General features: G+C 52.2%; 11 protein-coding genes and 1 pseudogene. 4 read left to right on the top strand and 8 right to left on the bottom strand.

Going from position 1 to position 13230, the window contains the following annotated elements:
• Positions 1 to 318 precede the first annotated feature (318 nt).
• Positions 319 to 501 carry a hypothetical protein gene (locus LJF34_RS27070; protein ID WP_231189553.1) on the bottom strand — a complete coding sequence of 61 codons (183 nt, stop codon included), beginning with the start codon at positions 499 to 501 and terminating at the stop codon, positions 319 to 321.
• 240 nt (positions 502 to 741) lie between these two features.
• Positions 742 to 1506 (bottom strand): SDR family oxidoreductase, encoded by a 765-nt coding sequence (locus tag LJF34_RS27065; RefSeq protein WP_231189551.1) that lies wholly within the window; start codon positions 1504 to 1506, stop codon positions 742 to 744.
• Between the two features lie 1063 nt (positions 1507 to 2569).
• On the opposite strand from LJF34_RS27065, the gene LJF34_RS27060 reads away from it, so the two are divergent.
• Complete coding sequence (locus tag LJF34_RS27060; protein WP_231189549.1) at positions 2570 to 2980, top strand: VOC family protein; 411 nt, start codon at positions 2570 to 2572, stop codon at positions 2978 to 2980.
• A gap of 133 nt (positions 2981 to 3113) precedes the next feature.
• Here LJF34_RS27060 and LJF34_RS27055 read toward each other — a convergent pair whose 3' ends face one another.
• Both LJF34_RS27055 and LJF34_RS27050 read right to left on the bottom strand, forming a co-directional pair.
• Complete coding sequence (locus LJF34_RS27055) at positions 3114 to 3383, bottom strand: hypothetical protein (RefSeq protein ID WP_231189547.1); 270 nt, start codon at positions 3381 to 3383, stop codon at positions 3114 to 3116.
• Positions 3384 to 3496: 113 nt separating this feature from the next.
• Entirely contained in the window at positions 3497 to 3817 is a 321-nt protein-coding gene (locus tag LJF34_RS27050) for a hypothetical protein (RefSeq protein WP_231189545.1), read from the bottom strand.
• A gap of 965 nt (positions 3818 to 4782) precedes the next feature.
• Here LJF34_RS27050 and LJF34_RS27045 point away from each other — a divergent pair.
• Positions 4783 to 5516 (top strand): annotated as a pseudogene (locus LJF34_RS27045) (IS6 family transposase).
• A gap of 309 nt (positions 5517 to 5825) precedes the next feature.
• Here the strand turns inward: LJF34_RS27045 and LJF34_RS27040 are convergent.
• From LJF34_RS27040 to LJF34_RS27030, 3 genes are all read right to left on the bottom strand, one after another.
• Positions 5826 to 6209 (bottom strand): ester cyclase, encoded by a 384-nt coding sequence (locus LJF34_RS27040; RefSeq protein WP_231189543.1) that lies wholly within the window; start codon positions 6207 to 6209, stop codon positions 5826 to 5828.
• A gap of 357 nt (positions 6210 to 6566) precedes the next feature.
• Positions 6567 to 7556: a porphobilinogen synthase gene (hemB, locus tag LJF34_RS27035; protein ID WP_231189541.1), complete on the bottom strand. Its 990-nt coding sequence runs from the start codon at positions 7554 to 7556 to the stop codon at positions 6567 to 6569.
• 658 nt (positions 7557 to 8214) lie between these two features.
• Positions 8215 to 8922 carry a thermonuclease family protein gene (locus LJF34_RS27030; RefSeq protein ID WP_231189539.1) on the bottom strand — a complete coding sequence of 236 codons (708 nt, stop codon included), beginning with the start codon at positions 8920 to 8922 and terminating at the stop codon, positions 8215 to 8217.
• Between the two features lie 2003 nt (positions 8923 to 10925).
• Here LJF34_RS27030 and LJF34_RS27025 point away from each other — a divergent pair.
• Entirely contained in the window at positions 10926 to 11402 is a 477-nt protein-coding gene (locus tag LJF34_RS27025; RefSeq protein ID WP_231189537.1) for a transcriptional regulator, read from the top strand.
• A 149-nt stretch (positions 11403 to 11551) separates the two neighbouring features.
• On the opposite strand, the gene LJF34_RS27020 is transcribed toward LJF34_RS27025, so the two are convergent.
• A complete protein-coding gene (locus LJF34_RS27020) occupies positions 11552 to 12268 on the bottom strand; it encodes a helix-turn-helix domain-containing protein (RefSeq protein WP_231189531.1) in 717 nt (238 codons plus the stop codon).
• Positions 12269 to 12345: 77 nt separating this feature from the next.
• Between LJF34_RS27020 and LJF34_RS27015 the strand changes: the two genes are divergently transcribed.
• Entirely contained in the window at positions 12346 to 13230 is an 885-nt protein-coding gene (locus LJF34_RS27015) for an NmrA/HSCARG family protein (protein ID WP_231189530.1), read from the top strand.

Below are 13230 nucleotides of genomic sequence, written 5' to 3'. Positions count from 1 at the left end.
CCACCGAAAATTTCGTCATCATGAGACGAAGCGATTCGTTGGCCACTCACGGTAGAGCCGTTGAAACACCACTATACAACAAAACCGCTTAACTAGACAGTGCCGATTACTCTATCGTGTACGAACACCCATCAAATATACCTGGTAGATGTCGATTGCGATGAACCCAGCCCGATGGAACGCACCTCTTTGCAGTTCAATCAAGTAATCGGCCAACCCCTCACGATACATCTCGCAGATCTCTTCGATAGGTAGCGAGAAGAGTAACGGGTTCAGTATCTGGAAATTGGATCCAAAGGGCGTCAGCTTCGAAAACCACTATTGATCTGTTCTAGATTTGATTGCTTCATATGCGACACCAGCACCTGCTCCAAGTACTAAGCCTACACCAGCACCAATTCCCCCTTCTGATGCACCTAAAACCATGCCTGCTCCTCCACCAATCGCTATCCACGTCCCGTCTGGGTAATTGGATTGTTCGTCAGCTCCGGTTTCTGCCATACTGTCCTACTGTCGAGATGGTGTATATACCTTTTGAGATATAGAGTAGGCGGAGGCCCACCCCTCTGACGATTCCATCACACTGTCCAACGATATTAATTCCCAAGCACTGATGTTTCGCATAGTTCGTCTCCGTTCATGGCGAAACGAGCGGCCGAAGTGTCTGGTACAATCATCGTATGTGCTTGCTCGCCCGTTGATAATCTGCCTGCTGCCGGCTATCCATAGACACTTGTATCGCTATTCTGGATTTTCGATGACTCCTTCTGTTATTCTTCTCCAGAGAGATGGGAAGCGTTGGGTGAGCGAGAGACCGATTCTCGTCGTCCGATCAGGCGTGATCACTGACCGAGTCGAATGAATCTTGTCGGCCAGCTTGTGGCCGACGTTCTCGGGGTCGATCGTCATCCACTCCGGGTACGCAAGGTCGGCGGTCATCCTTGTGTTCACTGACGGCGGAACCATCAACGTACAGGAGACATCGGTGTCTCGGAGTTCGAGTCGGAGCGAGCGGACGAATGCCTTGATGGCACCTTTGGTCGCGGAATATCCGGACATGCCAGGATGTCCGGTATCCGCCGTTCCAGAGCACATGTTGTGGATGATTCCGGTTCCCTGGTCGAGCATATGCGGGAGAACCGCCCGAATCAGTCGTTGATAGCCGAAGAAATTGACCTCAAATTCACGGCGCGTATCGGCTATTGACTGCTCTTGGAACGGAGCGACTCGGGCCACACCAGCGTTGTTGACGAGGATGTCGATTCGACCCCAATGCTCGATGATATCGTTCACTACTGTGTTCACGTCGTCGGTGTCTGTGACATCGCACTCGTAGTATCGAACTCGAGCGGGAACGTCGTCTTGGATGTCCAGAACGTTGTTTCCGTTGATATCGAGCGCGGCAATCCGACGGTTGTCCTTAGCTAAGGCAGTCAGCAAGTGATAGCCGATTCCTTGATTCGCGCCAGTGAGGACGATGACCTCCTCGTTAATTGACGGAGTCATACTCTAAGTGGTACCTGATCGGCAATGAAACACAACGACCGTTGAAATTCATGTATGCAATACGTCAACTGTCTGTAGGAAACTACACAATCTCGAGAACGGCGAGCAGAGTACTTGAGACGCGTAGACCAATAACGAATATCGAAACAACAGACATTGATTTGGCCATCTGCTGAATTTTCGATGTCCTCGTGAGCGCACCCACCGGAAGGATGATAGCCACGGTCAAAACTGTGCCCATGAGTGCCGAGAAGAAATGCTCGCTCAGACCCAGTATTGGAACCTTGACTCAATGCCTCCACGATTGTCTTTACAAAATCCATTCCCTAAGTATACCCGTCCGAGACTGATAAGCGCACTGCCGGCGATCCACGTGTGTTTATATTGTCTTTTACAAGAGTAGTTTTGTAAAGGGATGGTGAGGGACGTATAAGTTGGCCGAAAAATATGGTTGGGTACCTAAATACAATATCGCAGGGTAGTTTTCACGAACCAGAGATATTCTGTGTGTCGATGCGGTGATTTCGACCAACGAAAAGCCAAGATATTGCGGTCGAAATTTCTCAATGAAACTCATAGGATATCAATCACGTGTAGGAGAGGGACAGTTTGTTGTATCTTAAAATCGTCAATTTGACCAGCGAAACCTTTGAATATAGTTTATTGCCTCTCCCTATCGTCGCTCGTCTAACAGCACTTAACTGAATTGCGGGTTCTAAGTTCCCTTCTTTATGGAGCGACCGAAAGGTGATAGAGTCAGAAGAGTATGCATTTGTATGAAAATGGAGGCGTGCAAATGAGGTTGTTCATGCATCCGACACCGAATGCGAAATTACGTAGCGATATCGGCTGGGAATCAGCATATCCGACGTGTCGAGATGGATTGGATCAGGTGGCAGAGGGATGGAGCGGAGAAGCGTTTCTAGAATAATCTACTATTATAGGCACAGAGCCTACCGGGAGGCACGATCTCCAGAGAATAACAAAATGTAAATATAGTATCTATTTGTTATTTACTCCGAAAATAGATAAACTTTATCAATGTTGTCCCATCTGTACTACTATGGAATGGTCATCTCTCACACCAGAATTACTGGTCACGGATTATCAGAAGAGTTTCTCGTTTTATGTTGAAACACTTGGATTCACCGCGGAATTTACTCGCGATGATCCGTTGTTCGCCTATCTTTCCTTAGAAGGTGCCCAGCTTATGATTGAGGAACGAACGGGAAGTGAATGGTGGGTAACCAGTGAGATAAACCACCCATATGGAAGTGGGATAAATTTCCAGATTACAGTGGATCCGATTGACCCATATGCAAGCCGTCTCAAGAATGACGAGTGTCAACTATTCGAAGGAATCCACGAGGAGTGGTATCAGGTAGACGAGGGCGAACGCGGTAATAGACAATTCTTGATCCAAGACCCGGATGGATATCTCCTCCGATTTATGGAACACATAGGTACGCGTTGAGCAGTTCTACTCTGACGGGGGGGGCATAGAACGAGTACCGCAATAAGCACCTAAGAGTGGAGAGACTTACTATCGTACGAACTTTTCTATGACACCCTCGTCTTGCCGGTGCTACCGCGGAGCAGATGGTATATTATATCGACCCGAATTCGTTCGATAATGCCTCGGCGCTTTGCGAGATTTCAGTTGATAGCCGCTCGTCAATCACGTTTTTATTGACATCGGACACATGCCTGCAGACGATGTTTCGAAGCCCAACACGACCGCCCGCTGTTCGCGGATCCGCGCTGGTTTCGTACTCAGCGACCTGTTCTCCATCGTGCATAACCGTATACTTGCACGGCTTTGAATCCCCTGTCGTCATTTCAACGGCAATGGATTTTTCCAATTCGACGACAACCATGGTTACCACTGAACCTCGTCATCGATGGCGATTGGACCAGACTCGACGACAGTTGCATCAAGCCCACCACGGTGGGCGAGCGCTTTCGAGAGTCCTTCCTTGCCGACGAGCGATTACATATACCCACACGGTTCACATAGCTGAATTCCCTCGCAGATGGCGTCACCGACCGTGAATGTTTGGCCCACGAGGTGGTTGAGTGGGACATTTTGTGTCGTCACGTTTCGACGGTGTGCGCCCGTCGAGAGTTCAATTCCGGCATCCTGTTCAACTGCTGCCAGCGCTTCGGCTTCGATGAAGGTGATATCGCTCGCTTCCTGTACCTCTCGGTTCGGATCCTCGTCGAGAAAGTTCCACAAACCACGCCCCTCGAAATACCGGTCGCCTCGGAGTCCACGTTCGGCGACTGCGTCGACGGTCTTTCGTGCTTGCATCGGTTCACCACTATCGGGAGCAATGTGGAGCTGCGTAACTCTACCAATTCCCATGAATTTGCTTCGTGACCATGAATATTATACATTTTGAAAGCAGAAACAAGGTATCTGTGATTCGCGAAGCCGATTCAACCTACAGTTAACTCCAGCGAACAAGGGCTCATCGACCACGATTGTATGCATTGAGATTCACGGTCTCATCTAATGCACGCATCTTCAACCCAGAACTGGCGCAGACTCACTGGCATTCACTGCGTCGAAATAGCCCTGTGTAGTAACCGGACGTCGATTGCCTTCACTACGTTATTTCGATAGTAATCTATTACACACCAGATAAGCTATCAGTCGGCGAATGAATCAAGCGCCTCGCGTATATGCATCCTCATACTCTCGCCGCCAATGTGTCCAGAATTATCAACAATAATTAATTCTGCATCAGACCAAGCACGATCAAGTTCCCACGCAGTTTTGAGCGGTCCGGCAAGGTCAAGTCGACCATGAACCAGAACGCCGGGGATACCGGTCAACTGGTCGGCATCGCGTAATAATTGATTTTTATCGAGTTAATCCCCATGCGAAAATAATGTGAAGCGATACGAACGAAAGATAATCTCCAGTTCAGTGAGCCACTGCTGAAGGGTTGTTCATCTTCATCCGTCTCATGAGAAACGACTGCATCTTCCCATGCTCACCATCTATTTGCAGCCTGTATCCGCACTTCCGAGTCAGAATTCTCCATGAGACGTGCATAGGCGGCGACGATGTCGTCGTCGCTGTTATTGTCAGGAACGCCTGCTCGGAACTGCTCCCACGCTTTCGGTAGGAAGCGCGACAACCCTTCATAAAGCCAATCGATCTCAGATTGTCGGGTAGTAGTGACTGGTGAGATAACAATCTCAGAAACAGGCACAGTCTAGTTGAGCCAGCTTGAGGAATGAGCAGGTTGTTGAGTAACTTGCCTAGAGATGCTCGCAAACCTGCTCGAAGAAGGCTTAGACGCGGATTTAGAAGAAACTTGGGAGAACGAACGGACGGCGACGTTGACGAGACGCGAAGCGTCTCGTTCGCCAACCAGAACGCGACGCGTTCTGGTTACGCCCGTTCGGGCGTTCGCCGTCCGTCTCCATGCGACTGGTTGTTCACTCAGGGAGACAAAAGCAATTTTAGCGCTTTTCGACGTAGAACGGTCACATCAAGCGATTTTTCAGTGGGTACATCGGCTGTCTGACAGCGTTTCAGACCCGCCAACGGCGGAGCCGTCGCGGGTCGCGGTGGACGAAATCGCTGTCAAGATCAACGGCGAGTGGTCTTGGGTGTACGCTGCAATAGACACAGAAACAAAACTGCTACTCGATGTCACAGTGTTTGATCGGCATGGGACTGATCAGGCGGCTGCGTTTCTGTCTGAATTAGCCGAGAAACGCGATCTCTCGGGCGCGGTGTTTCTCGTTGATGGCTACGGCTATCGGACTGCCCTCTTTCGAATTGGGTTAAGCGGTCGGCTCGACTACACAGAGCGAACCTGATCGAAAAATGGTTTCACCCGCTCAAACAGCGCATCGACCGCTTCAATACTTCGTGGCTGGACAGTCGCCCGAGCGTCCAGCGGTGGCTTGAAAAATTTGTGCATTACTATAACCATCAGAGACCGCACCAATCGCTCAACGACCGAACACCTGTCGAAGAGGAGCTAAACTAGACAGTGCCCATATCTGGATTATGATCGAAATTTGTGGTGCTTACCACGTCCGCAGCCAGCACTCACCAGTAATACTCCTGGGCCACAGCTGATCTATGTAGCAATCGCCCAAGAGAGGACCGATCCAATCCAGCACCACACGGAAGGATGTTTCATAGTGCTTAGAACAACCGCCCCCATACGCACGTTGGCCGATCCATCTGATGGCGCGTTGGCTGGTCATGTTGATAAATCACTGGTCAAGCTGCTCTGCAGTTTCTCCGATATTCTCTCGGATCATCGTTTTGCGGTGTAGCTCACGCTACTCGCCTACTCAGCTTCGATCTGCTTCATAAGGTCGAGCGTATCGGACTGAGTCCATGACTCGACTAGCTGTCCATCTTCAAACCGATTGATTCCGATAGCGGCCATCTCCACTCGTTTGCCATTTTCGTGAGTTCCTGTCATCGTCCACCGAAGGGCAACTTTATTGCCTTCTTCAACCTCGTCATCAATAGCTAATTCGAAGTCCGAATAGCTTTCTCTCGTTATGTTCGCCAATGTCTTATACAGTTCTGGCCCGCGCAGTTCGTCAGCGATTTCGCGGTCGTGGATGACATACTCTGGTCCGACGAGTTCGTCTGCAACATCCGGGTTTTCTCCGTTCCATACTCCCTCAAAGAGCTGGTAAAGAGCTTCGGTTTGTTCGCTCATGAAATCACGGTCTCCACCGGTTCAATGTTATTAGTCTCTAAATACGTTATTCTAGTGGACCGAAAGTGACTGCGTATCCCGTCACAATCAACACGCTCCGGCGCTCACCACTGCACCCCCTCCCCCGCTCGGGGCTGGCAGGAGATCGAACACTTCGTTAAAAGTCACTATAATAGTTCCAAAATTTGATATTTTTGATGAGGTTAAAGAGGCCGGCACATCCTGTTAACACACCAAATTGAGTACGCTTGCGTGCATGGTAACGGCCAACATGAGGGCTATCACGTTCCGACAGTCATGCATACGTCAGCTGAAATCCGTCCGACAACTTAGATCATGCGTGCAAACGTCCGCCACCTACTCCTTCGACAGGGAACCAGCGATCGTTTCGGCGAAGTAGGTGAGAATCAGATCGGCCCCGGCACGTTTGATCGACAGTACCGATTCGCGAGCCACTGTGTCAAGATCGAGCCACCCCTTCTCAGCGGCCGCGTGGAGCATTGCATACTCACCGCTGACGTTGTAGGCGGCAACAGGATGATCGAATTCCTTGCGCACTGCCCGAATCACATCGAGATAGGCGAGTGCAGGTTTGACCATCAGCACGTCCGCGCCCTGCTCGACATCGAGCGCAACCTCTTGCATCGCTTCGCGTACATTAGCGGAGTTCATTTGGTAGTGGCGACGGTCGCTGAACGCCGGATCGCCCTCGGTTGCCTCTCTGAATGGCCCGTAAAAGGCACTCTCATACTTTGCCGCAGTGCTCATGATCGGGATGTCCTCGTAGCCATGTTCGTCGAGCGACGCGCGAATTGCTTCAACCATCCCATCGGTCATACTACTTGGCGCGACCATCTGTGCGCCTGCGTCGGCGTGAGAAATAGCGATTTGCGCTAACCGATTGAGTGTCGCATCGTTGGCGACCGTCAAGGTAGGCGATTCGTGTGCCCGCTCTTCGAGAATTCCACAGTGACCATGGTCGGTGTACTCGCACATGCAAACATCGGTGATGATGAATGCATCGGTTTTCCGCGTGATGTCGCGGACAGCACGCTGGACGACACCGTCGTCGGCCCATGCGCGAGACCCACTCGAGTCCTTTGATTCCGGAACACCAAAGATAATGACGCTTTCGATGCCTGTCTCAAGTACTTCCTCGACGCGATCGACGGCCTCCGCAACGGGGACACGCTCGTGGCCCGGCATCGAGTCGATGGGCACACGCTTGTCGGTCGTCGCATCCACGAAAACGGGTGCAATGAAATCACTCGATGAGAGGGTGGTTTCGCTCACGAGACCACGGAACCCATCACGACGGAGTCGCCGTGGTCGCTGTCTGAGGATCATTCCAATAGTTATTGCTCATAGCTAAAGTCACTACCGTTTCAAACTCATGTCTAACCAAGAGTAGTCACGATACATACGGCTTTAGGATCGCACTTGGTCTCTTATTCATTGCCTTTGGTGGCGTTGGATATTTGCGTGGAAAGCAAATTCTGATTATTTATACGTTCTCATTTGGAATCCAATTCTGGTGATCGCAGAGGCACTTGGAGTTGATCTGCAGCTTTCTAATTTCTATCAGTGACGAGTATCGCCTGTATGGATATCCACAAAACATCCAGAAGCCTTTGAGAACGATAGTCACCCTGGAGGTCATGACGGCTTTCCACTGCCATCCTTCACTCGAGATCAGGTGTGTCCACGTCTGCTTAGTGCAACATGAGGCAGTGACTTCTGCACGTTGGGATTAAAATCCCAGCAGACTTCCGATATCGAGTAAATCGTAGAGAAAGGCGACTATGAGTCCAATAGTTGCACCGATTGTGGCTTTCTTTATCCTCTTCATCATCAATTCAAATTGATACCTCTGCATATATGTCTTATGTATTTTCACTCTCACTTAGCAGTTGGCTCGGGAAGCTTGTGCTGTATACAGGCTCTGCAGTCAGTACTATAGAGTTATTCGTTAGAGGGTGCCTCAACAAAGCTAGAGTCAGACCTTTCAAACCGTTGTCGTCGTGTTCTTCCACAGACCGTAGCCGCCTTGCTTGGCCTCCTGTTGCTTTCGCTCAAACTCCGCTCGCTTGCTGAACTCACCATCTGCCACTCGTGCATAGCCTGATCGGAGCAACTGGGTGTTATACAGCCACTCTCCCGTATAGACGTACATCTGGGGGTGGCCGTCACTGCTGCTTCCCACCCGTGGATCTGTGACGAGCGTGACGGTGCTGTACTCCAGTTGTGCTTTGGTGGTTTGAAGCGCTCGCGTGTGGTACAGACCGCTCTTCGGGACGCGTACACCGATCAGATCAATCGTCTGGGTTTTGCCATTGCGTTCGATTTTGATGGTTGTCGGATCGACGATTTTCGTCACCCGCGCTTCGAATCGCTGGCTGCCGCTGGGTGTCTCGACTCGTGCGGTGGTCTGTGTCGGCATTGTCGTCCGTGCTGTAGTACTGTTCGGTGACGTTGTTGGTGCTGTGGTGGTCGTTGCTGTGGTCGTGCTGGCTATTTGCGTGGTTGTTGTGGTTGTGGTCGTTGCCTTGGGTGTCATCGTTGACGGCGTACTGGTCGCCGTCTGCGTCGGCTCTGTACTGGCCGGTGTGGTTGTGGATGTGTCGTCGCTACTACCGCCGAGTCCAAGGCCGCCGAGACAGCCTGCACAGACGATGAGTAGGACAAGGCCAAGAATGGGGAACGAGCGATGCATACTGGTGGTCGTCTCTGTGTTTAGTTCAACGTTGGGGGTGCCGAATGATGTGCGATGGCGAGCGACTGGAAGCACCGAACGCACGGCAGCAGACCGCCTCGTCCGACTGGACCGCTACTCGTGACCGGTGGGACAGTCGACCTGCTTCAACCAGTGGACAGTCCGTCTTCGAAGACACAAGCGTATCAGAAAATGCATCTTGTGATCGTACCCTGCTGTCACGTAACTGGCCAACTGAGATGGAGCGTACGTCACTCAATACACGGTTCATCAGTGTTTAAATATCAACACTGACAACTTCAGCTATGTCCACGGCAGTCTCGATCAGTCGACGAAGATTGATTCTCATTACAATATTTGGCGGAATTGGAGCAGTTAGTCAGGCATATCAACTATTTCACGAAGACTGGAGTTTCTTTGTGATATCACTCTTCGTCGCGTTTCTCCTTGTAATTGCAGCTGGTCTCTGGGCACTCTCCAAATAGAGACAGATCCAGGAACGTCCTTCTATGGTTCACCCTGTATTACATCAGATATGCACGCTATCAATAACTCTGTTTGAACACACCACATTTCCGTAGTAATTATTCGATCCCAGAGCTTTTCGGACCCTTTTACTGGGTATTGGACTCTGTTCGTCGTGGAGTTCATACCATGCTGTCGCGCTCTTTCTGACAGTTCCTGTGGGGATCTACCGGAGGACAGTCGTCCTTGCTGATACTGGCAATCGTGGTGTGTCTTCATAGATGGAAGTCCCAGTTGCTGCTGCCCGACGTCTACCTGTTTCGGCAAGGTGGACAGTCAGGTAGGACACTGCAAGAGTCTAGGGCGTGCTCTGGTTCCAGATCTGACAGTCCCCCCGTTGATGGCCGGTGGACAGGACAGTCTATCGGTTGTGGACAGTCCTCCGTGCTGTTCCCTTCCCGCTGTGGCGGGTCGCTTATTGAAATCGCGGTGTGTCGCCCACGTTGGCACCCACTGGTGCGCTCGGATTGGCACCCAGACCAGGCCGTCATATCGGCACCTAGATGGGGCGTGCTAGTGTTGGCACCCAGCCATGCCTCAGGCTGTGAGTAGAGATGTGTCGCTCGTCGGCATCCCCTCTGTTCGGGTGCAGAGGTGGCACCCCCACTCTAGACGCACAACGTTCTGTCGGGCCTGTCCGGCCAGAAGTTGACTGTCCGGACTTATCTCGCCTCGTGACTGTCATGCATGGTCGTGCTGCCCTACTTCTCGTGGTCATCACTCTGTTTCTGGGGTGCTACTGCTCGCGATGTTTTGCAAGAAATCTAGTGTGGTTTCATTCGCACTGTCGGCTCTGCGGTTGTTGATTGTGTTTTTCAGGCTGTGATTCACCACTTCTCGCCTGTCATGGTCGCCACGGTCTTCGTGCTATCCTGGACGCCAACGCACTCGGTCCTTGTTCACCATCGTTCCTCGGTATGTAGTTCTTCTCCCCCTTGTCGTCCTGACTTCAGTCAGCCCACTCCGTTGCTTGCTCTGCTGGTCGCGCTGCTGGACTGTCCCCTTCTCGTTTTCTTTTTACTCTGGGTCCACCATGGCCTGACTGTCCCACGTCCTCACTCTATTCTTTTCTCCTCGTGTTCTCGGATGGACTGTCCCAGTGCTGTACCTCTGGTTCCCCGTGGTGGATCTGCTTGGTGGACTGTCCTCTGTGTCGGCGTGTTGTGTCCGCCACTTCTCGTGGGATCTGTTCGGCGCTGTGTCGCCCGCTGGGGTGCCCTCTGTGCGCCATTGTCGTCTATTTCTGTGTTATGATACATTGGGGGTGCAGTCTCTGGCGCCCACTGGGTTGCCGCTTTCTCTAGGCACCGGCAGCATTCCCACCGGTGGCGCTATTTATCATCTCTTACACTTCTCGTCATCTACTCCAATTTTCTATTCGCCACCGATGTTGTTCCCCCATGAGTGGGTGGTCGGGAGTGGCTTGCATAGCTATGTAGTGGATTAGTATTAAGGCCTTTCAGTCTTAATATGGCTTCATGAATGAAGATAACCAAATTGAAACATCCACTGACTCGCTCCCCACCTTCGATGAGATGCGTGACCACCTCGGCGACGCCCGCCAGAACATTCTCACGGTTCTCTATGTAACTGACACATCTGGCGTGAACACCTCTGACCTCCGGGAGCAAGCAGGCATCCCAAGCGGCAGCATGAGCCATCATATGCGGAAGCTCCAACGGTGGGAACTGGTCGAAGAAATTGACCGTGAATATGCGGGCCGTGGATCACGTGCTATCGTCTGGGCCCTCACAACACGTGGGCACGAGTTCTGTGACGATGGCTTGGAATTACCCGATGATCCACTCGTTGAACCCGAGGATTTCGAAGCGCTTCGTGCAGAAGTCTCGGAGTTACGAGACGATGTCGAGACGATGAAGAAGGCGATGGTTCAGATTGCCGTGAAAGCAGGCGGTGTCAAAGAAGAGACCGCACAGGAATGGCTCTCAGACTAATAGAGATCAGCAAAAGAATTCATATATTCAGTAGGCAACTAGGTCAGAGATCATTGCTTGGATTAGGTGACGACTGCACAGCGTATCGCGGAGTCCCAATTTGAAGGATTCCGCCTCTTTCTCGATATTCTCCGTCACGACGGCCCAGTTTAGGCAGCTGGCTCGCCGAGGAAGTTCTTGATAATGCGGCCTTCAGCGCGGTGGAGAATACCACTTGCTCCTCCTTTACTGACGTCCAGCGCAGCCGCGAGCTCGGTGAGCGTGCACTCGCGCGGGCTATCGTAGTACCCATGCTCGACTGCCACGGTAATGAACCGCCGTTGGCGATCCGTTAGCAGGTCGGTTGGGTCGGTTGACTGTGTGACCGAGCCGATTTCATACGGAATTCCCTCGGCCTCAAACACGTCTTTGAGTTGGGACAGCTGCTCGTGCGAGGTAGTCAAGTCACTACTCATCCACCCGTTTCGAAGGGTCAGGGGATACTGCAAGAGAGGCCCCGAGGAGAGGAGTGCGCGATGTAGCGCGGGGAGTAACTCGTGGGAGTACTGAATGAGCATCGTCTGCTCATCGGCGTGCAGCACGTCGTAGGACGGCAACCACGACGCTTCGTCAAGATGTCGAATGAGGGCTTCGGTGTCAGACGTCTGAATTTCAAGGACGACTTGGATGCCATCTGCTGTCGGGAGCGCTGCTAGAATCCGAAACTCATCGTCCGGGCGCTTGGTCGAGAGCGCGCCTGGTCCGTTAGAGAATTCGAATTTGATCTGTGCACTTGGCATATACCGATGTTTTCGACGCCCATCCTTATCCGCATGACGTTGAACATGTTTACGCTCATCACCAAGCAGCATCCCCCCGTAGTACATCTCATGGTGAGACAAATGCACCACGACGAACGTGCCGCCAGAATCAGACAGTTGAACAGGGATACGAGGGATTCGCTATGAGTCAGTTCAGCGTCTTAGTCGTCGGAGCGACTGGCCGCCAGGGTGGGGCGGTTGCTGACCGCCTGTTGTCCGGCGAGTACGGTGACTTCGATGTCCATGCATTGACGCGCAGTCCCGAGAGCGACCGCGCGCAGGCGCTTGCCGACCGGGGTGCGACGCTCGTTGAGGGAAACCTCCTGAACAAAACCAGTCTCAGGACAGCGGTTGAGACCGTTGACGCGGTATACTGCGTCACGATTGAGGCTGAGAGCGGCACCACACCTACTGAAGCAGGGATTGAGGCCGAGATCGAGCAAGGAACGAACATGGCGGAGGTCGCCGCCGAAAACGGCATCGAGCATTTCGTGTTTAGCTCTGTCGCCGGGGCCGAGCGTGATACCGGGATTCCTAACTTCGAGTCGAAGTACGACATCGAACAACGAATCTACGATCTCGGACTTTCCGCGACGATTCTTCGACCCGTCACGATCATGCAGAACTACGAGCGCCAGCGCGAAACGATCCTGAACGGAAACCTTGCGTCCCCCCTCACCGAGGGCGTCTCGATGCAGATGGTCGATGTCGGAGACATCGGTGCGCTCGCCGCCACCGCGTTAGCGACCCCCGAGGAGTACGTTGGTGAGACCATCGAAGTGGCCGGTGATGAGCACACGCTCGAAAGTGCAGCCGAGGTTTTCACCACCGTAACGGGAATCGATATCGAACCCCAGCACGTCCCGATCGAGGTCGCCCGTGAGGAAATGGGGGAAGTGGTAGCAATGATGTTCGAGTGGATCAACAACTACGGATACGGTGTCGATATCGAGACACTGGAGCGTGACCATAATATCGATCTTACCCGGCTTGAGACGTATCTCCGCGAGCGTGACTGGGAACAATGA

This window comes from Haladaptatus sp. DYF46, from assembly GCF_021083305.1.
Classification (GTDB): Archaea; Halobacteriota; Halobacteria; order Halobacteriales; family Haladaptataceae; genus Haladaptatus.
This window is presented reverse-complemented; position numbering and strand designations above follow the sequence as displayed.